The organism is Pusillimonas sp. DMV24BSW_D (genome assembly GCF_011388195.1).
Taxonomy (GTDB): domain Bacteria; phylum Pseudomonadota; class Gammaproteobacteria; order Burkholderiales; family Burkholderiaceae_B; genus Neopusillimonas; species Neopusillimonas aestuarii.
On record NZ_CP049990.1, the window covers coordinates 1453050 to 1476090 of the forward strand.

39 protein-coding genes are annotated in these 23041 nt (G+C 53.2%); 18 read left to right on the plus strand and 21 right to left on the minus strand.

All coding sequences use genetic code 11. The features are described 5' to 3' along the window. Positions 1–122: 122 nt before the first annotated feature. From G9Q38_RS07040 to G9Q38_RS07125, 18 genes are all read right to left on the minus strand, one after another. Entirely contained in the window at positions 123–1178 is a 1056-nt protein-coding gene (locus tag G9Q38_RS07040; RefSeq protein WP_166129324.1) for a tyrosine-type recombinase/integrase, read from the minus strand. A 4-nt stretch (positions 1179–1182) separates the two neighbouring features. Then, positions 1183–1404, minus strand: a complete 222-nt coding sequence (locus G9Q38_RS07045) for a DUF4224 domain-containing protein (RefSeq protein ID WP_119515221.1) — start codon at positions 1402–1404, stop codon at positions 1183–1185. Between the two features lie 61 nt (positions 1405–1465). Then, on the minus strand, positions 1466–1822 hold the full coding sequence (locus G9Q38_RS07050) for a hypothetical protein (RefSeq protein WP_166126482.1): 357 nt from the start codon (positions 1820–1822) through the stop codon (positions 1466–1468). Further along, a complete protein-coding gene (locus G9Q38_RS07055; RefSeq protein WP_166129326.1) occupies positions 1752–2876 on the minus strand; it encodes a phage Gp37/Gp68 family protein in 1125 nt (374 codons plus the stop codon). Before G9Q38_RS07055 ends, G9Q38_RS07050 begins: the two co-directional genes overlap by 71 nt. Beyond that, on the minus strand, positions 2873–3151 hold the full coding sequence (locus G9Q38_RS07060) for a hypothetical protein (protein ID WP_166129329.1): 279 nt from the start codon (positions 3149–3151) through the stop codon (positions 2873–2875). The genes G9Q38_RS07055 and G9Q38_RS07060 overlap by 4 nt, the downstream gene beginning before the upstream one ends. A gap of 45 nt (positions 3152–3196) precedes the next feature. After that, on the minus strand, positions 3197–3445 hold the full coding sequence (locus tag G9Q38_RS07065) for a hypothetical protein (protein ID WP_166126484.1): 249 nt from the start codon (positions 3443–3445) through the stop codon (positions 3197–3199). Next, the gene (locus tag G9Q38_RS07070; protein ID WP_166129331.1) at positions 3417–4136 is read right to left on the minus strand and encodes an HNH endonuclease family protein; all 720 of its coding nucleotides are present in this window, start codon (positions 4134–4136) and stop codon (positions 3417–3419) included. Before G9Q38_RS07070 ends, G9Q38_RS07065 begins: the two co-directional genes overlap by 29 nt. Further along, the gene (locus G9Q38_RS07075) at positions 4130–4573 is read right to left on the minus strand and encodes a hypothetical protein (RefSeq protein WP_166129334.1); all 444 of its coding nucleotides are present in this window, start codon (positions 4571–4573) and stop codon (positions 4130–4132) included. Before G9Q38_RS07075 ends, G9Q38_RS07070 begins: the two co-directional genes overlap by 7 nt. Continuing rightward, on the minus strand, positions 4570–5244 hold the full coding sequence (locus G9Q38_RS07080) for a deoxynucleotide monophosphate kinase family protein (protein ID WP_166129337.1): 675 nt from the start codon (positions 5242–5244) through the stop codon (positions 4570–4572). Before G9Q38_RS07080 ends, G9Q38_RS07075 begins: the two co-directional genes overlap by 4 nt. Before the next feature lie 10 nt (positions 5245–5254). Then, positions 5255–6598 (minus strand): RNA-directed DNA polymerase, encoded by a 1344-nt coding sequence (locus G9Q38_RS07085; RefSeq protein WP_166129339.1) that lies wholly within the window; start codon positions 6596–6598, stop codon positions 5255–5257. Continuing rightward, positions 6591–6965, minus strand: coding sequence for a four helix bundle protein (locus G9Q38_RS07090; protein WP_166129342.1), 375 nt, complete (start codon positions 6963–6965; stop codon positions 6591–6593). The genes G9Q38_RS07085 and G9Q38_RS07090 overlap by 8 nt, the downstream gene beginning before the upstream one ends. An 18-nt stretch (positions 6966–6983) precedes the next feature. Continuing rightward, complete coding sequence (locus G9Q38_RS07095) at positions 6984–7445, minus strand: Lcl C-terminal domain-containing protein (RefSeq protein WP_166129345.1); 462 nt, start codon at positions 7443–7445, stop codon at positions 6984–6986. 23 nt (positions 7446–7468) lie between these two features. Continuing rightward, entirely contained in the window at positions 7469–7828 is a 360-nt protein-coding gene (locus tag G9Q38_RS07100) for an Lcl C-terminal domain-containing protein (RefSeq protein WP_166129348.1), read from the minus strand. Between the two features lie 18 nt (positions 7829–7846). Beyond that, positions 7847–8053 (minus strand): hypothetical protein, encoded by a 207-nt coding sequence (locus G9Q38_RS07105; protein WP_166129350.1) that lies wholly within the window; start codon positions 8051–8053, stop codon positions 7847–7849. Positions 8054–8065: 12 nt separating this feature from the next. Then, entirely contained in the window at positions 8066–8293 is a 228-nt protein-coding gene (locus tag G9Q38_RS07110; protein WP_166129353.1) for a hypothetical protein, read from the minus strand. Between the two features lie 142 nt (positions 8294–8435). Next, on the minus strand, positions 8436–8666 hold the full coding sequence (locus G9Q38_RS07115; protein ID WP_166129355.1) for a hypothetical protein: 231 nt from the start codon (positions 8664–8666) through the stop codon (positions 8436–8438). A 260-nt stretch (positions 8667–8926) separates the two neighbouring features. Continuing rightward, entirely contained in the window at positions 8927–9835 is a 909-nt protein-coding gene (locus tag G9Q38_RS07120; RefSeq protein WP_166129358.1) for an LAPAL motif-containing putative phage structural protein, read from the minus strand. Positions 9836–9968: 133 nt separating this feature from the next. Then, on the minus strand, positions 9969–10298 hold the full coding sequence (locus G9Q38_RS07125; protein ID WP_166129360.1) for a hypothetical protein: 330 nt from the start codon (positions 10296–10298) through the stop codon (positions 9969–9971). Between the two features lie 124 nt (positions 10299–10422). Between G9Q38_RS07125 and G9Q38_RS07130 the strand changes: the two genes are divergently transcribed. After that, positions 10423–10629, plus strand: a complete 207-nt coding sequence (locus G9Q38_RS07130; protein WP_166129363.1) for a hypothetical protein — start codon at positions 10423–10425, stop codon at positions 10627–10629. Further along, positions 10622–10792 (plus strand): hypothetical protein, encoded by a 171-nt coding sequence (locus G9Q38_RS07135; protein WP_166129366.1) that lies wholly within the window; start codon positions 10622–10624, stop codon positions 10790–10792. The genes G9Q38_RS07130 and G9Q38_RS07135 overlap by 8 nt, the downstream gene beginning before the upstream one ends. 72 nt (positions 10793–10864) lie before the next feature. Here the strand turns inward: G9Q38_RS07135 and G9Q38_RS07140 are convergent, their stop codons facing one another. From G9Q38_RS07140 to G9Q38_RS07150, 3 genes are all read right to left on the minus strand, one after another. After that, entirely contained in the window at positions 10865–11122 is a 258-nt protein-coding gene (locus G9Q38_RS07140) for a hypothetical protein (RefSeq protein WP_166129368.1), read from the minus strand. 67 nt (positions 11123–11189) lie between these two features. Then, complete coding sequence (locus G9Q38_RS07145; protein ID WP_114419603.1) at positions 11190–11375, minus strand: hypothetical protein; 186 nt, start codon at positions 11373–11375, stop codon at positions 11190–11192. Positions 11376–11496: 121 nt separating this feature from the next. Then, positions 11497–11811 carry a hypothetical protein gene (locus G9Q38_RS07150; RefSeq protein ID WP_166129371.1) on the minus strand — a complete coding sequence of 105 codons (315 nt, stop codon included), beginning with the start codon at positions 11809–11811 and terminating at the stop codon, positions 11497–11499. 150 nt (positions 11812–11961) lie between these two features. On the opposite strand from G9Q38_RS07150, the gene G9Q38_RS07155 reads away from it, so the two are divergent. The 16 genes from G9Q38_RS07155 to gp17 all read left to right on the plus strand — a co-directional run bounded on the left by G9Q38_RS07155 (position 11962) and on the right by gp17 (position 23035). Further along, complete coding sequence (locus G9Q38_RS07155) at positions 11962–12171, plus strand: hypothetical protein (protein WP_166129374.1); 210 nt, start codon at positions 11962–11964, stop codon at positions 12169–12171. Beyond that, positions 12168–12614, plus strand: a complete 447-nt coding sequence (locus tag G9Q38_RS07160) for a phage regulatory CII family protein (protein WP_166129376.1) — start codon at positions 12168–12170, stop codon at positions 12612–12614. Before G9Q38_RS07155 ends, G9Q38_RS07160 begins: the two co-directional genes overlap by 4 nt. A gap of 4 nt (positions 12615–12618) precedes the next feature. Beyond that, a complete protein-coding gene (locus G9Q38_RS07165; RefSeq protein WP_166129379.1) occupies positions 12619–12879 on the plus strand; it encodes a MarR family transcriptional regulator in 261 nt (86 codons plus the stop codon). Between the two features lie 142 nt (positions 12880–13021). Beyond that, positions 13022–13498: an LvrA C-terminal domain-related protein gene (locus G9Q38_RS07170; protein ID WP_166129381.1), complete on the plus strand. Its 477-nt coding sequence runs from the start codon at positions 13022–13024 to the stop codon at positions 13496–13498. Between the two features lie 361 nt (positions 13499–13859). Continuing rightward, the gene (locus tag G9Q38_RS07175; protein ID WP_166129384.1) at positions 13860–14267 is read left to right on the plus strand and encodes a hypothetical protein; all 408 of its coding nucleotides are present in this window, start codon (positions 13860–13862) and stop codon (positions 14265–14267) included. A 446-nt stretch (positions 14268–14713) separates the two neighbouring features. Further along, positions 14714–15064 carry an HNH endonuclease gene (locus G9Q38_RS07180; RefSeq protein WP_166129386.1) on the plus strand — a complete coding sequence of 117 codons (351 nt, stop codon included), beginning with the start codon at positions 14714–14716 and terminating at the stop codon, positions 15062–15064. Positions 15065–15171: 107 nt separating this feature from the next. Beyond that, positions 15172–15693, plus strand: a complete 522-nt coding sequence (locus tag G9Q38_RS07185; RefSeq protein ID WP_166129389.1) for a phage terminase small subunit P27 family — start codon at positions 15172–15174, stop codon at positions 15691–15693. After that, positions 15659–17455 (plus strand): terminase large subunit, encoded by a 1797-nt coding sequence (locus tag G9Q38_RS07190; RefSeq protein ID WP_166129392.1) that lies wholly within the window; start codon positions 15659–15661, stop codon positions 17453–17455. Before G9Q38_RS07185 ends, G9Q38_RS07190 begins: the two co-directional genes overlap by 35 nt. Positions 17456–17572: 117 nt before the next feature. Beyond that, the gene (locus G9Q38_RS07195) at positions 17573–18697 is read left to right on the plus strand and encodes a phage portal protein (RefSeq protein ID WP_166129394.1); all 1125 of its coding nucleotides are present in this window, start codon (positions 17573–17575) and stop codon (positions 18695–18697) included. Further along, positions 18669–19499, plus strand: coding sequence for a head maturation protease, ClpP-related (locus tag G9Q38_RS07200; RefSeq protein WP_166129397.1), 831 nt, complete (start codon positions 18669–18671; stop codon positions 19497–19499). The genes G9Q38_RS07195 and G9Q38_RS07200 overlap by 29 nt, the downstream gene beginning before the upstream one ends. 58 nt (positions 19500–19557) lie before the next feature. Next, positions 19558–20826: a phage major capsid protein gene (locus G9Q38_RS07205; protein ID WP_166129399.1), complete on the plus strand. Its 1269-nt coding sequence runs from the start codon at positions 19558–19560 to the stop codon at positions 20824–20826. Between the two features lie 65 nt (positions 20827–20891). Further along, entirely contained in the window at positions 20892–21281 is a 390-nt protein-coding gene (locus G9Q38_RS07210) for a hypothetical protein (protein ID WP_166129402.1), read from the plus strand. Positions 21282–21326: 45 nt separating this feature from the next. Further along, on the plus strand, positions 21327–21911 hold the full coding sequence (locus tag G9Q38_RS07215; protein WP_166129405.1) for a head-tail connector protein: 585 nt from the start codon (positions 21327–21329) through the stop codon (positions 21909–21911). Then, positions 21908–22234 (plus strand): phage head closure protein, encoded by a 327-nt coding sequence (locus G9Q38_RS07220; protein ID WP_166129408.1) that lies wholly within the window; start codon positions 21908–21910, stop codon positions 22232–22234. Before G9Q38_RS07215 ends, G9Q38_RS07220 begins: the two co-directional genes overlap by 4 nt. Next, positions 22227–22673: an HK97-gp10 family putative phage morphogenesis protein gene (locus G9Q38_RS07225; protein WP_166129410.1), complete on the plus strand. Its 447-nt coding sequence runs from the start codon at positions 22227–22229 to the stop codon at positions 22671–22673. The genes G9Q38_RS07220 and G9Q38_RS07225 overlap by 8 nt, the downstream gene beginning before the upstream one ends. Continuing rightward, on the plus strand, positions 22670–23035 hold the full coding sequence (gp17, locus tag G9Q38_RS07230; RefSeq protein WP_166129413.1) for a tail completion protein gp17: 366 nt from the start codon (positions 22670–22672) through the stop codon (positions 23033–23035). Before G9Q38_RS07225 ends, gp17 begins: the two co-directional genes overlap by 4 nt. The last annotated feature ends 6 nt before the right edge of the window (positions 23036–23041 follow it).

The window sequence follows — 23041 nt, forward strand, 5'->3', positions numbered from 1 at the left end:
ATCCAAATATCAACCTCAATAACCATGCGGGTTTCGGCTGTTTTTTGCTTCGCAAAGTAGCATTTTTAGCCATTTTGAAAGCCCCTGTTTATGCGGGTGTCGTTCGAATTGCGAAGCAAAAACTACCGTGTCGGGCCCACCTTTTTACCCAGCCTATGCCTCACATAGTGAGCGGTCATTTTTTCACTGGTGTGGCCTAATTGGTCTTTGGCTGCGGACATGCCTTGAGTGTCCTCTTTGTCGGTTCCGGCCTTGGCGCGAAGGTCACGAAACTGGAACGACTCGGGGTCAATCCCGGTTTCTTTTCTGACGTCTCTGAGCCAGGCTGCTACCGTCCTACGCGAAACCGGCCTGCCGTACTGGTTGAGTACCAAGTAAGTGCTGATGATCTTGTATTGGCTGCGACGGGCCCTGACTCGCTGAATGACTGCCTCCAGTTCCCCGGTAACCGCGATTCTCAATTTGGCCGAAGTCTTCCCCTGACGGATGTGTAAATACCCGTCTTTAATGTCGTGCTCAGTCAGTGACACGGTGTCGGCTGGCCTTTGCCCGGTCAGGTATGCCAAATCCATGGCATCCCGTAGCGGCTCTCCAGCAGCCTTCCACGCGGTCTGATACATGGAGTCCTCAACGTACACATCGCGGCCCGATTCCTTCAGGGCTTTAACACCCTGGCATGGGTTTGTTGCGGCCGTCAAACCAATTGATCGAGCGTAATTAAAAATAATACTAAACAGCGCCCGCTCTCGGTTCGCCCTAACGTGTCCGGTTTCTTTGGTGATCTTCTGGCCATTTTCCTGCATCCACTTCTTGGCTTTTGCAATTCGCCATTGCAAGAACTGGTTGATGTGTACCGGCTCGATTTCATCTAAAAAACCGTCGCCAAAGAATTCGCGCAAATTCACAAGTTCTTTCGGTGTGTCTTTCTGGCTGCGAAAGGACTTGGTCGGCAGGACCTCAACAAGATAACGATCGGCGGCGTCATTAAATGTTGGGCTAACCACGTTTTCTAATTGTTCGTATTTGGCCCATTCTTGCAAAGCCAGAATGTAATCACTGCCCAGGGCTTTTTCCTTTCTGCCTGCCATTTCATAGTAGTAGTAGGTTTTCCCGCTACGTTGCTTTCTGGCTCTCATGCGCGGGGGCAGGTTGGTATTTTTGTATGGCTTTCGGCCCATATTGTCACCTCATTTGTAACACCTTCGGCTGCCACTTCGGTTTCGGATTTTCGATTTTACGCCCGGTTAGGACTTCAGCAACTACCATCGGCTTGCCCCTGGCGCTTGGATAAAATGGCACTCCGATTTTGCGCAAGTGTTCGCATTGCAATTGTTCTCGTGTTTTGCCACCTTTGCCGGTTCGGATTTCGGTAAAGTCGGCCAACTGTTCATCTGTAAGGAACATGTCTGCACCTCCAATTTCCACGCTTTCGCGGTTACTTTCAGTATTTCAGTGATTCGGGTCATTAGGGCTTTGCATTAACCAGTTCTGTCACGTAGTCGCGCATGTGTCGTGACAGTTCTTTCATTGATTTGTCAATTAATACGCCGTCGCCCATGTGCGCTTCATCGAATGACAAGCCGCTGTTGCGCTCTTTAAACCAATCATCGAAGCTTGGCGCCTTCGCGGGCTCGGCTGGCTGTGTCCGTTCAATCTGAGCATGTATTTCTGCTGCTCTCTCGCAAGCCTCAATCGTCCCGCCATCAAACAGCTTTACGTAGGCGCTGATACGGTGCCAGTTAGGGCCAGCCTCATTGACTCGTGCAATGGCGTCTTTGTGCAGGTAGTGCTTTTTGCAGTTCACATCGGTTATGCAGATCATAGCTTGTACCTCCTTCTGGAAATTGATCCCAGGTGCGCCCGTCGAGCAACCGGCCCGCTAATTTTTTGCCGACTCGAAATACGTGTCGCGCATCTTTGGCAACTGGATTTGCTGCTTCGCCGCCTGAGTAGATTCCATTCGTCTCAACCCATCCGCCTGACTGCGCTGCATCAAAGGCTTCGTCGTCAAGGCTCGCCGCAGAAGCGTTGGCGAACTCTCCCCACTGTTTGAAAAGAAATGGCACGCCAGCCGCTTGGCACTGATCGCGCAGGGAGCGTGCCCAGTCTGGGTGCATGGGCCGGGCTCTGGGGCCACTTTCACCGCCGACGATGACCCAGTCCAGCGCAGGACCATCGGAGCCGCCACACTTCGTCGCACGAAAGCCGGAAAGCGCGTTGTCACAGTATGCCCAGCCACTGTCCGGTGAGCTTCGCATAATCCGCGTCAGATCGACGGGCCCCAGCAAGGGTTCCATGGACAGGAACCGTACACGCGCCGGCACGGCCAGCTGCTTGGGAATGTCTCGGTCGGCCTCTGCCTGGTTGACGATGGTGGCGCCGAGCCAAACGTTTGCTGGCGGTTCACCGTCCAGCCAGCACCCGATCCAGTTGGCAAGGGCCCCGCGTGTGCCGTGGTTCTGAGCCACTGAAAGCGATTCCGCGATCATGCCGCGCACGTTGCCGACTCGCTTGGTGAGAAGAAGCCAGTCCAGGTTTGGCGTCGCGCGAATGATGTCTAGCAGGTCGACACGCCAAGCCGTCGACACTTGGTTGTCAAATACATCGGCCAGGCTGGCACAGAAAACGCGCTGGCGGCGTCCATGCTTAGCAAAGAATTCCGCATGCTTTGCGTTCCAAGCCAATGGCTTTTTCCAATTGGCGGCGCTGGTACGGCGCCGTGCTGCGCCGGGACCCCAATTGACAGGTTGACCACCGGAGAAACGGGCATTACGCGTCTCGGCATAGCAGTGGTCGCACCCGGGGCCGACCTTTTGGCAGCCCTCCCACGGATTAAAGGTGTGATCCGTCCATTCGATTTTTGAGTTTTCGCTCATAACCGACCCCCAAGCAAACGACTGCTCGGCCCCTGTGGACTCTGCTTGTCGCCACGTAGCTTTGCTATCAGCGCTTCAAGGTATTGGTTGTGCTTAACGACCAGGTCGTAATCATCAAGCAGCACATAGTCGCCATCAGGCTTTTCGACGATTTCCGGCACCGAAATACCGTTGCTGTAGAACTTGGTTCCTAATCCGAATCTTTTCGGGGCAGGACAGTTATTGACCGGCTGCCCGTAACCCGGCGTGGAATCAGTGTCTTTATCGGTTGTCATGGGGTTTTCCAGTGGGTTATTCACAGTTTGTGGGGATAAGTTGGGTTACTTGATCCGATGCACGCGCCGGTCAATGACCCCTGGAGGCAAGTTGTCGTTACCGATGGCCTCGAGGAACGGAGTTTCGCCGCCATTGTTGGCCCGGATGTAATCGACCTCCACCTTGGCGCTGTTGATAATCACCTGGCTCATATCGCTGATGGCCTTAGCTTGTTCGACGCTCAATTTGTCTTTCTTGAGCAAGTCCATTGCGTCGAATAGACCCTCACGTAGATCGTTGATGTTTCTGGACACGATTAATTCTCCTGTTCAAGGCACCGCGCAATTGGATGGCATGCGCAATCTCTTTCGGGTAATTGTGTAAAGTGTTGCGCCGCATGTTTTCGGCGCGGGTGATAAGTTCAAGCCGATCAACGGTGATTTCGTCGTACTCGACGGTGTGTAATCCGGGCTTAAATCTAACAATGTGACCGTCAGGTATCGGGCCGCACTCCCTTTCCCACACAAGATGGGCCACAGGCCGCCACCGCTTTGCCGGGTAAAGGTTTGGGTCGTCAGTTACCTTTTGCTCTAAGGCCCCATATTTGGTGACGCGAAGCGACCCAAGAGGAACGTAATTGTGTTGGGCGGCACCATGCATTTGGCCTTTTTTGAACTGCGTTCTTTTGGTGTTGGGGTGGTGGCCAGTTAAGCCTGGCTTGCCCTTGTTCCACGGTGTATGCCCGGCTTTGAACTGCGTTTCTTGCCCCACTTGATCACCTCGACGCAACCGGCTGGCATGAGGGCTTGCCAAGTACTCTTCGGTTTTCTTGATCCCAAGACGCTTTGCCTGGCCATAGACTTGCTTTACGGTTCTGCCGAGTTCTTTGGCGATTATTTTGGTTGGGGTGTTGGGATAGTATTTTTTAATTGCCTCCAACTCGACTTGCGTCCAGCTTCCTTTCCCACCTTCGGTAAGTGTGCTTTGTTTTATGAGGTCTAGCATTGTCGTTCCTCGAGCAGTTCTTTAATCTGCACCTGCCTCAAAATGTCATTGACATCATCAGGATTACTTCGGGCTAAAGCTCCCTGCAGGCGCGGTATGTCACGCTGAAGCTTGGCCAACAAGGTCGCCGATACCGGTATCGCGTATTCGATCCCTTTGTGAAACTCTTTCAGCGAATCTAACGGCAGGTTCACCTGGTGGCGCAGCTGGTACATTTCCAGATGGTCGATAACGCCCTGCAGGGCCACGGCGGTGTCGTACCACTGACCGTCTTCCAAATCTCGAAACATCGGCACACCACGTGCAGAGCAATTCAGGGTGCCGTCTTTGGCGATCTGATCCACGATGTCTTGCAGGGGGCTGAAGGCTCGATAGGCTTTAACCAGCATCGGGATTTCGGCGCGTTTGGGGCAATAGTGTTTGCTTCGCTTTCTCATGCCTCACCTCGGGTCAAGAAAGTATCTAACAGGGTGGCTTCAATTACCCCGGCCAAGTCGCCCAAAGAGCCCGTGTTATCGATCACGGCGTCAGGCCAAATGGCTGCGACTTCCGTTTCCGATTGGTGGTCGACATGTTTTGCTTCCGCGACCGGTCGGCGTACTCTCCAGATTGATCCACCAAGCGATTGAATGAACTGCGCCTCGTTCAGAAAACGAACATCGGTTATGACGAGGCGTCTGATGCCATCCAAAGCCATGCAATCTATCCAATGTCGCATCAGGTCTGTCCAATACCGCTCGTTTTGGTGCCGTCGGTACTCAGTTCCCCACCAGCGCATGATTTCCCTGGGGGATCTGGCTTCGGCCAGGTCAACACCCAGTTCCGTCATCCGTTGAATGAACCCTGAGTCGGCGCAACGATTAATGGCCAGCGCTGGGGTGCGGCGCTCTTTCTGTTCAACTGAAAAGAGCGCACCATCGATCCGGAATGCAGAAATGATTTCGCGGCGAAGGGGTGCGGCAAAGGCGGTGGTGGCGAAATCATGTTGAGAAAACATGATGTCAGCACACGTGTCCTTGCCGGCGCCGGCTCGACCGGCCAGGCCAATTAGGTGAAGTGAGCTGCGCGTATTCTTTGGTGCGCACGCCAGTACAGGATTAGTGGCCATAATTTCCTCTTCAATGTTTCCGGTAGGTTTTGGTTAAGTCGCCTTTGACGGTGTGACCTCTTCGGCGCAGTTGATTTGAAAAGCGGGCGCGATCATGGTGGCTGTGCGATGCTTGCCGCAATAAGCCGTAATAGCTGTTGGCCGATTCATATAGGTTCTTTGAGTCCATTGACCTGACTCGGTCCATGGCGAGATTGAACGTGCGCCGGCGTAGCGTACGATGCCATGGCTTGATTACCTGCCCAACAAAATCAACACCACGATCAAGCGGTTGGAGAATCGTTTTCTTTGGGTTTAAGCTGGCATTGAGTTCGTTTTGCAGGACTGTTTCGATTTGATGTCGTGCTTGGTTCAGCCACTGCGGCGACTCGTGCAGTAGTACGAAATCATCCACGTAGCGTATGTAGTGCCGGCACCTTAGGCTGTGCTTTACGAACTGATCCAGCACGTTCAGATATACGTTTGCAAAGAACTGGCTGGAAAGGTTGCCTATGGGCAGGCCCAAATGAGAGGGCTGATTGCACAGGCGTTTATGTGGCGGTACCAGCTTTAGCAGCGCTGGGTTGCCACGCAATTCGTAGTTTTCACGGGGATCATGAAACAAGATGATGTCTGCCAACTGGAGCCACCATGGTTCATGGATGTGCCTGGCCAACAAATTGCGCACGATCCGTTTATCGATGCTCACAAAGAAGTTGGCCAGATCGCACTTCATATAGTGCGCAGGTCGGCTCCAGTTTTGAGTAATGCTCCGGGCTTTGGATTCAAGCCGCGTGGCTGCGTAGGCAGTTCCTCGGCCTGGGATACATGCGCAGGAGTCGGCGATAAAGCGAGCCGTGAATCGTGGGGAGATTTTGTTGTGCAGTAAGTGATGAACCACGCGGTCGCGGAAAGTCGCGGCCCACACCTCTCTTGGCTTGGGGTGGGTGATGATGAAGCAAACCGATTTGCCGGGCCGGTAATGCCCGTGTACGAGCTCGTCGTGAAGTTCACGCAGGTTTTCTTCCAGGTTCTCCTCAAAAGCAAGGGCGCTGGCACTATTGCGTTTTCGTTCACGGCAGTCAAAGTAAGCGTCCAGCATTTCGCCAAACGTAAAGTCAGCAGGTGCGCTCCAATCTGCGGACGGCACGGGCGCGAAGCTCGACACCCTTGTCGTTGTTGTTCTGATTGCCGTTGTTGAAGTTCTGATTCCAGGCGTAGCTGGACTCATCGTGCTATCTACGTCGCCCGGTCGATTAGTCAACGGGGAAACTGCGCAGGACCTGGCCGGCAATGTGACGGGGGTTTCCTTTGTGCGCATGTCGGTGCCTTTGTGAGGCAGCGGCACGACCAGATTGAATTTCCGCTCAGTCATGACGGCCTTGACCTCCATGAATCGGGCGGGTTGCGGCGCGGCGCCATCCATTGGCCTGCTTACCAATACTCGTTGTTAATTCGACCGCCTTTGCGTAGCTCGGGCGGGAGATAACACGCTTGTCGTGACCGAGCCGTAGCATCAGGTTGATTACCTGGACCCGCTCCAACAGTTCAATAAGGTGCGGTTCTTTGTCTTGTGCGACATTGGCCCGAAACACCAGGACAACAATTTCAATGCACTCGTTGGAAATTTTCTCGCCAATCGAGCGTTTGAAATTACGGTCCATGTGCTTAACGAGCTCGGTGACAACATCGAGCAAGTTGTAAGCGACCTTGTAAATGGGCAGGTTGGTGTGGATGGCCATGCTGGTTAAATGACTGAATTAATCAATAATTAATCTGCGGACGGCACGGGCGCGAAGCTCGACACCCTTGACGAAGGTGTCCTGAATGCCGTTGGTGAAGAGCTGACCCCAGGCGCGGCTGGAATCGCTCTCGTGTTCCTGGTTCGACCAGTACCAGGTGCTGGCGAATTCACCACGTAGGTTCGCAAACAAAAGGGCCTGTTCCTGACGTGAGGGCAGGTCGCAGCCATTTTTTGCCGCCCATTTACCCGCTTTGGCCCACGTGGCTTCTTCAATCTCGCCTGGCAGTAGGATCAAATGGTGCGAAGGCTGGCCTTCAGTGCCGAGTGCGATGCCGGCGTAACGTTCGCCCGGGAAAAGCTTGATTGTTGTGGCCGGAACTTCGTAGTCGTTCGGCTGTAGCTGGTTTGCGTACGTGTTGATCAGGCCTGCCAAGCGCTCTTGCTCGGCTTTGATCGATTCAAGTGTGATGGCTGTCATGCTCACCTCAAATTGTTAAATGATTAAATGGGCAATCTGCGGACGGCACGGGCGCGAAGCTCGACACCCTGGTCGAGGCTGAGCTGACCGCCGTAGCTGAAGTACTGCAACCAGGCGTAGCTGGAATCGATTTCGTGCTCCTGGTTCGACCAGTACCAGTCTTTTTGGAACTGATCCCTGCAGGTGTTCCAAAGCATGGCAAGCTCGATCTTGTTGGGCAGGTCGCCGCCGATGCTCTTGGCCCATTCAAGCTGCTCCGACCAACTGGCGTCGTCGTTGTCGCCCGGTAGCAGAATGAGGTGGTACACGTCCCCGCGTTGATCGCCGATTGCGCCGATATAAGTTTCGCCTTCGGCAAGAGGGGGTATTTGTAGTTGCTGCATGGATGCTCTCCTTTTGGTTTAGTCGATATCGCCGGCGGCGATTCGTTTCACGTCGATGCGTGGTTTTGGTGCTGGTTTTGCCCTTGCTTGTTCAAGTGCAAGAGCGGTATTTGATAAAGCGATCGCCAAACAAGGAATTTCCAGTGCCTGTTCGAATGAAAGTCTTTGTATGCGGGCAAGCTTGAATGCCTTTAGGAGCTGGTCTCGGGTCGCTGTTGACTTCATGGCTTCACCTTGTCAGCCTGCGGCGATGTGCCTGGCCACCAGATAGGCGGCTGAGACCGCGATCAAAAAAGCCCACGCACCCAGCCATGCGACTTTTGGTATGCATTCGCTTTGGCTAATTGGTCGCAGGCGGTACTTGTTCGACAGATACGGCCGCAGGTACTTCATCCAGATGCTATCCAATGCGGCCGCAAGGGCCAGGGCCGTGGTGAGTAGGAGTAGGTATGCGGTCGTTGTCATTGCTTTGCCTTAACTGTTCTGTGGTGCATGACTAAAGTATAGAATTATCTAAACATTAATGTCAAGAAAAATCTAAACTTAATTTGTACATGCCTTCTGCGGCGTTACGAAAAAGCTCTAAAAAAGGGGGAGCAGTAGTTAGTTAGCGCCGAGGGGCTGGTTCAAAGCAGCCTTTAGCGATCTGTGTCTGGCTCTCGATTATGTCGAAGAGCGTGTCGATGTCATGGCCTGCCGATTCAATTGTGTCTCGGCCGGTCTGGATGTACGTAAATAATGCGAGTTCAATTGCTTTAAGTGCGCGATGCCCGCTGTCGAATTCATCGCTCGCGATTTGAACGTATCCGTCGTGCTCTGGTTTCTTGTTATCATTCATGCCGCTATCCTTATATAGCAAGTTGCAGTATTAATGCCTCGGAGGGTCCAAGCTCCGGGGCGTTTCTTTTACAACTGCAAATTACACTGTATAAAAATACAGTACAAGTAATAACCAGTGGATAACTTGTGGATAGCTTTTGGGAGCCGTTTAGGGGTGTGGCGCTGCGGGAATGATTGAGGGAAAACCCCAGTCAGAACGACCGGGAATTAGGGAGGGACAATAAAAAACCCGCCGGGGCGGGTTAGAGTGCGGATAAATTAGAGGCCCGGGAACGGAATTTGCCTAGCCCCTGTTCTATGTTCCAGAACTCGAATAACTTCGTATTCGGTTTTTGCCCCGCTGGTGGATTGCCATTGTCTAACGCGTACGTCGCACACCAGTACATCGCCTTTCGCGAAACTAATTTGGTTCATATCTACCTTATGCTGAAAATCGGCGTCAGCGATAGACGCGCTGATTGTCGAGTTTCCGTCATGCAGACGCCACTTGTTGTCTTCCTTGAAAGCCAAAGAGACTATTGAGAAAACCATCTTCCTTGTTTCATCAACTAACAAGTCATCTTGCGCTTGCGGCGCGGAATACCAGCTCACTTCATCGGAACTGATCGTTGCAGATGCCTTACTTTCTGTGCCAGCATAAAACTTATTCACGCCTTCTTTTGTAAGGGGCTCAAGCATACGTTCTGTCGCTTCCCTTACAGCCATGTCACGCAATAACCTCAAAACAGCAAGCTCAATTTCAAGTTGATCATTGTCAACATGTAGAATTGCGGTGTTTTCTTTAGCTTCTACGCGTTGAATTTGCCTGCCTTTTAACCATCCTAGGACCTGAAGCAAGCCCTTGCGTCCTGCGCTCGCCGAAATACCCAAAAGAGCCAATATAGAGCTCGCATTCGCAACAGCAGCAGCGCCGTCAGATGCGAAAATATCGCGCATTTTAGTTAGCAAATCGGTAATAAGCGAAAAATCAATCCCGAATGATCCGGTTTTGAAACTTCCTTTCACGTTCACCTGAGGCCTTACCTTTTCGCCACACAATGCTTGCGTAGAAGCGGAAAGCAAATCGCCAACAGCAAGAAGCGCAGGCGCAAGCTCTTGAACGTCCATTTGAGACGTTTCAAGTGCGGGGCCGTCGAAGGTAATACGGAAATCACTCATATCTGTCATTCTAGCTTTTTCCTGTTGATTTATACAGATTAAGTCGCACCCCACATCAAACTAAACTTTCGTTACTTACAGGGCAATATCACCCCTTCCTGATCCCCACCAACCTACAGCCCGAACCCGCACCAAAGGGGGGCTATGCTTTTTTGATGTCCAGGCCAAGCAAGTTGGCCGACTCAAGCAAAGAGTCTTCAACTTTCGACAATTCAGCTGGTTTCAGGCTGCGTATCTTTTGTTCATCAACGCGTTTAAAAGGCCAGTCTTTAGAGCCGTCTGCTGGCCAATCAAACCATCCGTCTGGGAGGTCGCATGCAACCTCCAATTTTTCGACAACTCCTTCACCCATGCTTAGGCCGCCGTTGTAAGACGGAGACAAAAATTGACCGATGCGGGCACGAGCATATCCATACTGAGCCCCAAATTTCGCCTGATTTCCTTCAGCTCGTTCTTGGATGAGCTGCTGCAATCGTGCGCGGCGGTTTGCGTGTTTTTTTAGCCTTCGGTCCATTTTGAGATTAAAGCAAGAAAATTCTAAACCGTGGTCTAGATAATTCTTGACTTAATGTATAGAAATATCTAAACTTTATTGCATGAACGCGAATCAAATTATCGAAATCATGGGCGGGCGGGCTGAGGTGATGCGCATAACACGTCTCAGTAAAGGCCGACTTTCGCAATGGGTGAAGCAAAACGAAATCCCCCGTGCGTGGATGATGTTTTTCCACGAGCGACACCCTGGAGTTATCCCTCATCCAGACACCCTCAAGCCAGAACTCAAAGAGGCTGAACATGCGTGAAATCTACTCCCGACTTGTTTTGTGGTTGATTCGGCCTGCGCTTGAGCGGCATCAGTCGAAATCGAAACCGTCGCTAATCAATGCCCAGCAGATCATTGACGTCATGCTCAAAGACCTGCGTAAAAACGGGCCGATTAGTCGCGGCATGAAAGGGGGCCTGTAATGGACAAGCCCATCTTGCGCAATGTCGCCGTCGATGTGGGCGGCGACGTTATTCAAATGTCGTTCTGTGACGCTAGCCTTTTGCACGTTCGCGAAGTGTCTTCAAAAGATTGGTCAGCTCATTTTCAAGTAATGAAATCGCCTGTTTGGAGGCATCTGGCCCGACCATTGTTGCTCTTATTGCTGCGCCTGCTTCTTCTATCGCATCGGCGAGTTTCAGCAGCCGTGGATCGCCTCGATCAAAAGCTACTTGGGTCAAAGCCATGACGGTTACGTACGCAAGATTCGATTGGGCCAAAGCTACATCAGCAGTCGTTTGCGGGTCTTTCATGGTCAATCCTTTTCGTAAAAGTTTGGTTACTGGAATCTCCGAGCTTAATCGATTGGGATTGACCGCCTCAATGCAAGGTTGTCGCGCCGTAAGGTCCCGCTCCGTAGGCTTCATTGAAAAGCAACCGATCAAAAACGCCGTCTATGTGGTCGTCGGTTGGTTCTCCAAAGGCGCTGCGGGCAAGGTAGGTCGCATATTCATAAAGCTCCTGCATGTCTTCGTGAGAGAGGGTTACTCCGTTTCCGATATCCAAAAATCTTCTCCTTTAGTTATTCGAAGTGTTATTTCCATTGCGTTCATCTTCGCTTATAGAGCATGGTCGCGCCACGTCAAAAAGGGCTGATATATGACAACACCCAATAATCAATGCGAAATTAGCGCTCATTCTTGGGGTCGAGGCGTTCCTTCATCCAATGAAGAGCGGCGTCGGGGCTTTGAAGCGCTTCTTTATCCGCGAGTGCCTTACGAACAAGTTCAATATTTGCGTCAGCCTGCCACTCAAAACTCGAAATCGTCTGCTCGGAACAGTTCTGAGCGACAAAGAAGTCCTTTCCGAACGCCACATCACGATGTAGCTCTGACTCTAGGGCTCGTAGCCCTTCTAGTGGCAATACCCTTATTAGGGAAGCAAGTAGGGAGTTTTGAGCGATGAACTTCCCCAGCAGAGAATCAATATTGTGCTCGTCCATGGTCAGTCCTTTTCGGAAAGGTTTGGTTACAGGAATCTCTAAGCTTAACCGATTAGGATTGGCCGCCCATAATCCGTGGAAGCCCGAAAAGTCCGATGAGCGTATTCCCATTGGACCTCCCGACACCATTTCCAAGTTCAAAGGTGATCTATGACAGTGTTCATTGAAGTGGGGACGCGCGTGCGGTTGCCTAGCGGCCTGCAGGGGTCTTTTGTGCGTTGGAGTGCTCGGGTTGTGGATAAATATGCGCCACGCACCGAACGAGAATACGAGCGCGTAGCCGTTTTAAAGGTGAACGGTGAGGTGCTGGAGTTCAGTGAGCGTTTCATACAGCGCGTGTTGATTGGGGAGGCGCAATGAGCTATTCATTTGAGGTAGCCGCTTTGTCCACGGTTTCCGACTATGACGGCGGCGCGAAGGCATTGGGCGCAGTGGTGGACATCAATGGCTCTGTTCTGTCGCACAAGGTGTGCCTAACCGACAAAGCCAACCATTTAACGGTGCCGCAGGCGCGAAAGATCATGCAGGCAACAGGTGACTACCGCATGCTGCATGGGCTGGCCACCGACCTGGACCATATTTGCATTCAAGTCTCCAGCGTGGGCAATGGCAATCGCATGTTTCGCTCGATCTCGGATGCGGCGCGGGAATTCGGTGATTTTCTTGGAGCGGTGACGGCTTCTGTTGAGGATGGCAACGTCACCCCAAATGAGTTGCGTCGCATCGACCGTGAACTGGCCGAAATGATTGTGGCGGCGAATCAGCTTCGGTCTTTGTGTGCAGCTACCAAAAGCAAGAGGTAAGCCTATGTCACGTCCTCCTGATCCCAAAACTACCGAAGCCTTGGCGGCGTTGCTTGAGCAGCCGATGACCGCACGTGAGCTTTGCTTGCGACTTGGCTTGCCCGAGCGCACGGTGAAAAACATTTGTCATCGTCTGGTGACGCGTGGCCAAGTGCAGGTTGTGCGCCGGCAGAGGATTCCGCAAGCCCGTCGACCGGTTGCTTGTTACGGCAAAAGTGTCTCATCGACCATTTTCGACTATGGGGTCTCGGCGCTATGGCGATAAACGCAATTGAAACCTATGTGCTGGGGCTAAGCCACGAGCCGCCTTAAGCTCCCGTCAATTAAATCCCTTATCCAATTTATGTTTGTGCCTGCTTTTCAGCGGGTACAGGGTTTTTGTTTTCTCAAGAAACGTAGAGGTGTGTATGACGCATCCTGTCCAGTCGGCGCCAACAGCGCAGCGCAGCCAGGTGAACCGCCTGGTTGATCAATGTATTCCCACGTTCGAGGATTTCTGGTCTGCGTGGCCACGTCGAGAGGCCAAGAAAGCAGCATTGAGGGCTTGGGGCAAGTTGTCCACAACCAAACAGATCGCGGCTTTTCAGGCGCTGCCAGATCATATTGCCCAGTGGCGCAAGGAAGGGCGGGCACGCTGCCATATTCCACACCCGGCCACCTGGTTGAATGGTGAGCGCTGGGAAGACGAATTGGGTGGTGACGTGTTCCCGCCACTGCCAAAGCCCAAACGCCAAAGTGGCCCGCCCTGGTGGACATCGCACGTGTTGATGGAACGTAAAGGTCGGGAAGTAGGTGCAGGACCGGCCAGGCCGGGTGAGACAACCGAACAGTACAAAGCGCGTATTCAAGCCGTGCTTGACGAAAACCAGCATTACGAAGCGTAGAGACGCGGGCGTGGGTCCCGCGCCTTTAAACGCAACAGGGCCTGTATGGGCCGGCAGGACAAGAAACACCGCGCCACCGCGAGCGCGTAAGAAACCGGTACCGGTACGTTGCTTGGCAACTAGGGTGCAACTCCCGAACAATCCGGCGGGCTGGCCGTATCCACAGGCCCGGGGGCAGGCGTAATAAGCCTGAGGTGTGGATCCGCGAAAGCGGGTGGAAGCCGTCCTCTCTACCTCCTTTTTTTGTGCGTGGGGGGTAGGGGGGGCCTTTTGTGGAAGTGACAGGGGATAACAGTGTCTTTTAGGAAAGAGAATCGATGCAGGAACTCATTTTCGTCCAAAATTGCCTGGAGGCCATTCAATGACTCATAAACGTTTGCCTGACATTCAGGCACGGTTCGATGCATGGGGTTTGTGGGTAACTCGTGGCGGCGGTGCCGCCGGTGGCGCAATGCATCCATTGGCTAGGTTGATGGAGTGGAAAAGCGGCAAGCGTGTGAGCGTAAGTGGCGACGGTGGGTTCACGTCATTCGTGCCGGTTGATGATATTGAGTGTGGCTTAACCGACGAGGCCATAGGGTCACTGCCGCCTGACCTGCGCGATGCGGTGAGGGCATGGCACACATGTAAAGGCGGGACGTTGGATACGGTTTCACGCGACCTGGGTGTTGTTCGTGGAACTTTGCATCGGCGGCTTTGCCAAGCTGACTATCGTGTTGCTGAGTGGCTAATGGAGCGCAGCAAGCGACCCAAAACGTGCGCCCTGTAACATTTTGAATTATGAGACATATACTGGATCGTGGATAATCCTGTACATTCCTGCGGAGCTTGCGACGCAATGCTCTGAACAACAAAGCCCGAGCCTTCAAACAGCCGGGCTTTTTGTTTTCTGGTTGTCTCCTGAGGCTTTTTCGAAAGCCCTTGTCCCGGCAGCATGCTGATGCTTGCCGGGTTTTCTTTTTTGGAGGTCGAGATGTTTGGTTCTGATGATCCCGATAAGTGCATATTCTCACCCAGGCGTCATAAGGGGCTGGGGCCTGGCATATCGATTTCCCATTCTTGAATGGCAACAATCAAAACTCGAATCAGCTTGGCATGGTGGATACGTTGGTACTTGATGGGCGTTGTGCTCATGGCAAGGCTGACGAACTCTGAGCCAGACCCTGAAAAGGTTGGCTATTGGGTAGCGAGGTCGGTTCGAACCAAAGTAATCAAATGAGCGAACCTACTTCAGCGCAGCGTGGTTACGGCTACAAGTGGCAGAAAGCACGTGAGTCGTTCTTAAAGAAACACCCGCTTTGTGTGTTTCATGGTCAGCAGGGTAGAACGGAGTTGGCAACCGTGGTCGACCACAAGGTCCCACCCCGAATGAAAGAAGCCATTGAAAGCAATGATCCAGAGCAGCTGAAAGAGGCAAGGCGCTTGTTTTGGGACCGCAACAACTGGCAGTCATTGTGCAAGACCTGTCACGACAGCATCAAACAGCGAATGGAGAAGTCGGGCGCTGTCGTAGGCTGCACATTGGATGGCCTCCCCTTGGATTCCGGACACCACTGGAACCGGTAGGGGGGGTGAAAAAGTCCAACGGGCCTGCGCTCTAGACCGCTCCCCCCAATCTCTTTGCAACGGCGGGAAAAATGGGAGGGGGGTATACCGAAATACATAGGTGATTTATGGCTGGTAACAATAATTCTGGCAGAAAGGCTTTGCCGGCCACTGTGCATTTGTTGCATGGAAATCCGAGCAAAAAAAGTGCGGCTGAATTGAAGGCGGCGCAACCGGGTAAACCAGATTCCGAATTGGCAGTGAAGATCCCGCCGTGTCCTGCGTTTTTAACGACTGACGCTAAGGCTGAGTGGAAGCGCATTGCCAAAGACCTGAAAGTGCTGGGCATGGTCAATGAGCTGGACCGAGGTGAGTTAGCGGTTTACTGCCAGGCATGGGCCGATTGGAAGAAGGCGCGGGAAATGATCGAGGGCCTGGGTGAGCTGGGCATGATCGACGAAACGCCGAACGGCTTCAAGCAAATCAGCGTTTGGATGCAGATCGCCAATCGTGCCGAGGAACGCATGAACAAGGCCGGCTCAAACTTTGGCTTCAACCCGGCAGCGCGAGCCAAATTAGGTCATACACAAACGCCTCAAGGTGAGCTTTTCCCGAATGAGCAAGCAAATACCGCAGCCAAGTATTTTTGAGGGGATTCAGGCTTACGTTGATGCTGTCACGTGCGGGGAAATTGATGATCCTGTAACCCTGTTTGCCGCGAAAACACTGCGTGGTGATTATGTTGCAGGACTCCATGTGCGTGATGCATGTGCCCGTCATCTGCGTGACCTGGAGCATGGGGCAGATCGAGGTTTAGTTTGGGACCTCCAGGCGGTTCACCGTGCGATTGGGTACTTTCGTGAAGTGCTTTGTTTGAACGGTGGGGAATACGAAGGCGAGCCGTTCAACCCGAATCCATGGCAGTGCTTCGTTATCGGCTCGTTGCACGGATGGCGTGCGAGGGATGGTTACCGACGCTTTCGTGTGGCCTACGTAGAAACGGCCAAGGGGTCGGGCAAGTCTCCCCTTGCAGCGGGCATGGGCTTGTATGGTCTGACCGCTGATGGTGAGGCCCGGGCGGAAGTGTACGCGGCCGCGACGAAAAAAGATCAGGCAATGATTCTTTTTCGCGACGCGGTGGCGATGGTCGATCAGTCGCCATTGTTGAATGACCGTATTGAGAAGTCCGGGCGTGGCGAGAAAGTTTGGAACCTGGCATATCCCGCCGCCGGTAGTTTCTTTCGGCCCATTAGTGCTGATGATGGTCAGTCGGGGCCTCGGCCCCATACGGCGTTGCTCGATGAGATTCATGAGCACAAAAGCCGCACAGTGGTTGAGATGATGCGGGCCGGCACAAAAAACCGGCGCCAAGCGCTGATTTTCATGATTACCAATAGCGGCGTGAACAAAACAAGCGTTTGTTGGGAGTACCACGAATATGGTTGCAGGGTGTCGGCGGGACTGGTCGAGGATGACAGTTTCTTTGCTTTCATCTGCGGCATCGATGAGGGCGACGATCCTTTTAAAGATGAGTCGTGCTGGCCCAAGGCAAATCCTTCGCTTCAGTTCGGTCGCGAGGGAGAAGAAAACGGCGGGGTTCCGGGCTACAAATATCTGAGGGAACAGGTCACTGAAGCTAAGGGCATGCCCGGTAAAGAGTCAACGGTGCGCCGCCTGAACTTTTGCCAGTGGGTCGAAGCGGCATCGCCATGGATTGGCGCCGATGTTTGGCTGGGTTGTAAAGATGATCCAGTCGACGATGCGTTGCTTGAAGACCGTCGGGCTTGGGGCGGGTTGGATTTGTCCAGCACGCAGGATTTAACCGCCTTCACGCTGATTTTTGAGCCGGTTGAGCATGACCCTTTTTGGAGAACCCGGGCGTGGTTCTGGCTGCCGGGTGACGGGTTGCACGAAAAGGCCGAGCGAGATCGGGTGCCTTACTTAGCGTGGCGGGATGCGGGACATTTAATCGCCTTGCCTGGCCGCGCTATCAACAAGTTGGCTGTACTTCACCAGCTTCATCAAATTGCTGGCTTGTATGACATTCAAGGAATTGCTTACGACCGGTGGCGAATTGAAGACTTGAACTCTTTGATGGGTAACGAGGGGGTAAGCCTGCCAAATTTGGAGCCCTTTGGCCAAGGTTTCAAAGATATGGGTCCTGCCATTGATGAACTGGAGCGTCGGCTACTTGACCGTGAGCTTAAACACGAGGGCAATCCGGTATTAACTTGGTGCGCTGCAAATGCCATTACCAACTCGGACCCGGCAGGGAACCGCAAAATTGCCAAAGACAAGGCAACTGGACGGGTTGACGGAATTGTGGCTCTAACCATGGCCACGGGTTTGGCCAGCCGGGAACCGGCGAAAGAAGAGTCTGTGTATGAGCAACGCGGCGTTCTATTATTTTGACAAGGGTACATGATGGGGATATTTAGCCGGCTTCTCGGCAGGCGTCCACACGCCCAGGCCGGCGGGGCTAGTCTTAGCGACATTATTCGCGGAGGCAATACGAGCTCTGGGGCGATAGTGACTGAAGCGTCTGCGATGCGCGTGGCTGCGGCGTGGCGGTGCGTCAATATTATTGGTGGCGCGGTAGCGACACTCCCGCTTGACTTAATTGCGCGTGAAAGCGAGAACGTCCGTCGTCCGGCTGTCGGCCATCCACTGCGTCCGGTATTAACGGTCAAGCCCAATCCTTGGCAAACGCCTTCCGAGTTTCGTCGGATGATGCAGGCGCATTTGCTGCTTCGCGGTAACGCATACGCGCGGAAGGTAATGGTGGGGCGCAATGTTGTTGCTTTGATTCCATTGCATCCAGACCGCGTGCAGGCCGAGCAGCTCAACTCACTTGCTATGCAATACAAGGTGAGCGGCGCCAACGGGTCGACCACGATCCTGGCCCAAAAGGATGTTCTGCACCTTCGCGGGATGTCTCTTGATGGCGTTACCGGTATGTCGGTGTTGTCGAACATGCGCGAGTCGTTGGGTCTTGCGTTGCAGACTGAACAGGCGGGTGCGCGGCTCTTTAAGAACGGCCTGTTAGCGGGTGGGGTAATCGAGCATCCGGGCAAGTTATCGGCGGAAGCGGCGAAAAACCTGAAGGAATCTCTCGATGAAAAAAACGCCGGCGCGGAGAATGCGGGCAAATGGATTCTCGCCGAAGAGAACATGAAGTTAAACCCTGTCTCGCTTTCGGCAGAAGATGCGCAGTGGTTAGGAACACGAGACTTTCAGCGCTACGACATTGCAATGTTTTTCGGCGTGCCGCCTCACATGATTGGGGCGACCGAGAAAACGACGAGCTGGGGTTCGGGCATCGAGTCGCAGGGTATTGGGTTTGTTACTTACACCCTGAATGATTGGATAAAGATATGGGAAGAGTCGATCAAACGCGATCTTCTACCCGAGGCCGAGTGGGAAACCATAGATGCCAGATTCAATGTTAACGGCCTGCTTCGTGGTGATGCGAAAGGCCGTTGGGAAAGTTATGTGAAGGCTTTGCAGTGGGGCGTGTACTCGCCCAATGAGGTGCGAGCCATGGAAGATCAGAACCCGCGCGAGGGCGGTGATGTGTACTACGACCCGCCGAATACTGCGGGTAATAATCAAGAGGAGCCGAGCAATGAGCCTGCGCCAGTTACCGAAAATTAATGCGCTTTCTATCGATGGAGTTAAGTGGGATGCACCCAGCGATGCAGTGGGGCGGTGGGATGCGGCTGTCAAAGGCGCGGCGGACGCCGACACGATCACCATATACGACATGGTCGGTTCTGACGGTTGGTCTGACGGCGTGACGGCAAAACGAGTTGGGGCTGCCCTTCGAGCAATCGGTTCTCGCGACGTGACGGTGCTGATCAATTCCCCAGGCGGTGATTTTTTCGAAGGGTTGGCAATTTACAACCTCTTACGTGAGCATCCGCACAAAATCACGGTCAAGGTCGTTGGGTTGGCGGCGTCGGCGGCATCGATTATTGCCATGGCAGGCGATGAGATTCAAGTCGCCAAATCGGGATTCATCATGATTCACAATGCCTGGTCGCTGGTGATTGGGAACCGGCACGATTTGCGCTCCGCTGCCGACGTCATGGATCAGTTTGATGCGAGCATGGCCGACCTTTACTCTATTGCCGCCGGCATCGATGTGAAAGAGGCTGCGCAACTTATGGACGCAGAAACCTGGATGAATGGTCAGGCCGCCGTCGACGCCGGGTTCGCAACAGGTTTATTGCCTGCCGACGAGATTATCGAAGAGCAGGACCAGAAAAACTCAGCCCTTGCCGCCAAGCGGCGGGTAGATAGTCTTTTAGCAAAGCAGGGCATGCCGCGTTCCGAGCGGCGTGCTTTGCTTGAACAAATTAAGGGTACGCATGACGCTGCCCCAGGTGCTACGCACGACGCTGGTACCGATCTAGTGCCCGATCTTTTGCGGGCGATAGCAGCACTGAGGCAGTAACCCTAAACCCTACCCATGGCCCGCATTTGTGCGGGCTTTTTCATTTGTGGAGTAAACAATGAAACCCAATCATCTTATTCGCGGTATCCAGTCGGTGCACGCCGACGCATCCAATCCTAAGGAAGTGCTGGCCGAACTACAACGCGCCTGGCATGAATTTAAGGTCTCCAATGACGCGCAGCTTGCTGAGGTTAAGAAAGGCGTCCATGACGCCCTGTCCGCTGCCAAGCTGGAGAATATCAATGCGGCCATGAACGAGATGCAAGCCACTATTGCAGAACTCGCCGTCAAGGCAGCGGGCTTTGAAATGGGTGGCACAAAGCAGGCAGACAAAGATGTCGTCGCTCATGCGAGCGCATTTAACCAGTGGTTTCGCAAAGGTACCGAGGCAGGTTTGCGTGATCTGGAAGTGGCGGCTCGCCTCACAACGCAATCTGACCCGGACGGCGGTTTTGTTGTGCCTTCGGAAATGGAAAACACCATTGACCGCGTATTAGGCACCCTCTCGGCGATGCGTGGCCTGGCAACGGTTCGCCCCATCGGCGCAGCTTCTTATAAGAAGTTAGTCAGTCTTGGCGGCGCCACTTCCGGCTGGGTCGGTGAGAGCTCAGCTCGCTCCGAAACAGGCACGCCTAACTTGTCAGGGCTGGAGTTCCCAGTAATGGAGCTATACGCGCAGCCTGGGGCTACTCAAACCATGCTGGACGACGGTTCGATGAATATCGAGCAGTGGTTAGGTGATGAGGTGTCGATTGAGTTTGCCGAGCAGGAAGGGGATGCGTTCATTAACGGAAATGGCGTCGCCAAACCTCGTGGTCTGTTGTCTTATCCTGTGGTTGCCAATGCAAATTACACCTGGGGCAAGGTTGGCTTTGTTAAAAGCGGCAAGTCGGGTGGTTTTGCGGATCCTACTACTTCGGTCAGCCCAGCAGATGCATTGATTGATCTGTACTACGCGCTTAAGTCCGGCTATCGCACTGCTGCCTCGTGGCTGATGTCGGATGTCACGATGAACAAAGTGCGCAAGTTTAAGGATGCTGAAGGATCGTACATTTGGGCGCCGCCCACTGGCGCTGGTGAAGTTGCCACCATCCTTGGGAAACCTGTGCAAACCGACGACGGCATGCCCTCTGCGACCACGAACGGTAATTTGGCGGTTGCCTTTGGTGACTTCAAGCGGGCGTACTTAATCATCGATCGGATTGGTATTCGCGTGTTGCGCGACCCATACACCAGTAAGCCTAATGTTCTGTTTTACACGACCAAGCGGGTGGGTGGCGGCATACAGAATTTCGAGGCCGTCAAGTTTCTGCAGATCAACAGCTAATAGGGTATCGGCCCCAGCGCCGATCCTCTAAGGCCACTTCTTTAATAGCGTTTAAGGAAATCATTATGAAAGACTTGAAAAACAATATCGCGGTGGTGTCCGCGTTAGCCGCGGCCGTGCACACAGCGACCAAAGCCGACGCAGCCATTGTTGATTTGCAGGGCGCCAATTCGGCAACGGTTGTTATCAACACAGGTGCCATTGCCGGCGCGGGTGACTTTACTGTCAGTTTGGTGCATGGCGATGAGTCAGATTTGTCTGATTCGGCAGCCGTCACCGCTGGTGATTTGCTGGGCGAGTTCCCGGCGAGTTTGGCGGCCGACAGCGCCTATAGCGTTGGCTACCGCGGTGTGAAGCGTTATCTGCGTGTAGTTATTACCCAAAACAGTGGGACTTCCATCGCCGCAGCAGCTGTGATCGTTAAGGGTCATTTGAACCTGGCTCCTGCGGTTTAACGTAATAAGGGCGTCCTTTGTGGCGCCCATTCACTGGATAGCCGCATGTCGCTAAAAGTAATTACGCCGCCCGCTGCAGAGCCGGTCTCCTTGCAAGAAGCGAAGTTGCACTTGCGGATAATTGCTGCATTGTCGGATACAGCTACGCATCCGGAAGATGCGATGATTGAGTCACTGATCGTCGCGGCTCGCCAAGGTGCGGAGCATCTGACTGGGCGAGCATTGATGCCGCAAACGTTCGAGCTTGGGTTGGACGGCTTTGTCGATAAGATCAAGCTTCCGATGCCTCCTTTGGTTTCGATTACGAGCCTGACATATGTGGATGTCGCAGGCAACGTCCAGGTTCTGGACTCTGCTGATTATGAAGTGGACACTTATAGTGAGCCAGCGAAGATCGTCAGACCGTATGGGACTTTCTGGCCCGCTACAAAATGCCAGCCCAATGCAGTAATGATTCGCTATGAAGCGGGTTACGCAAATGCGACTGATGTGCCAAGCCAGATCAAAAGTTGGATGCTGCTACGTATTGGTTCTTTATACTCGAATCGCGAAGACGTGAACGTTGGCAACATTGTTACCGATTTCAAGTTTGCCGATCGTCTGCTTGACGCCTACAGGACCTATTTATGAGAGCGGGAATACTTGACCGGCTGATCAAGGTTCAGCGTCAGAGTGCGACGGAAGACGATTGGGGTGTGCCGGTATCAGGCTGGGTTGAGGTTGCCACTGTTTGGGCGAGCGTTAAACATGCTTCAGGCCTTGAAACGGTTAAAAGTGGCGTTAATGTATCGGTTGTAAAAGCTTCAATTCGTATTCGACGTAGAACCGATGTGACCGCAGGGATGCGAGTGTTGTGCGAAGGCAAGGTTTATGACATACGCGCCGTGCTTGAAGATGTGAGTGATCGGGTGTACACAGACCTGGTTTGTGAATTAGGGGCAAACAATGGCTAAGCAAGCGGTTCGCGTTGAAGGATTGCGAGAACTAGGCATGGCCTTGAAAGAATTGGACAGTGGGGTACAGAAACGTATTGCGCGGTCTGCTACCGCAGCTGGGGCCCGAGTCATTGCCAAAGAAGCCAAGCAGCGTGTGCCGGTTGATTCTGGCAAGGTAAAGAAGAACATTCGCACCGCTAACCTAAAGCCAAAACAACCAGGCACTCAGGAAACCGCAGTGGGGGTGAGGGTCAAAGGCAAAACTGCCGACTCGGCCTTTTACTGGCGATTTCTTGAGTTTGGCACTGCCAAGATGGAAGCCAAACCCTTTCTAAGGCCGGCTTTTGAGGCGAAGAAGATGGAAGCCGCCGACAAGATTAAAGAGCAGCTGGGCAAACGCCTGGAAGCCGAAGCCAAGAAGATCGGCCAGACCATAGGCAAGGTGAACCGAAAATGAGCCTAGAAACTGATTTACGTACTGCGCTCTTGCCGTTGGTCAACGCTGGTGTTCATTTTGGCGTTGTGCCTGTGGATAAATTGCCCACTGACGCCAACAGAATGACATGGACCGCCATTGTCTTGCCCACGCAAATAGTGACGCCAGAAAATACGATCTGCGGTGCGTCGGACATGGAAGACTATCGGGTGCAGATTGATGCCTACGCAGGGCATCCCGGCGTGTTGGCAGGCTTACGAGCGCCCATATTCTCAGCGATTGACGCGACTTTTGAGCACGCTGAGCGAATCAATGATGTTTATGAGTACGACGCTGACACCAAACTTCACCGACGAATGATTGAGTACAGCATCCGCTTCTAATTACTT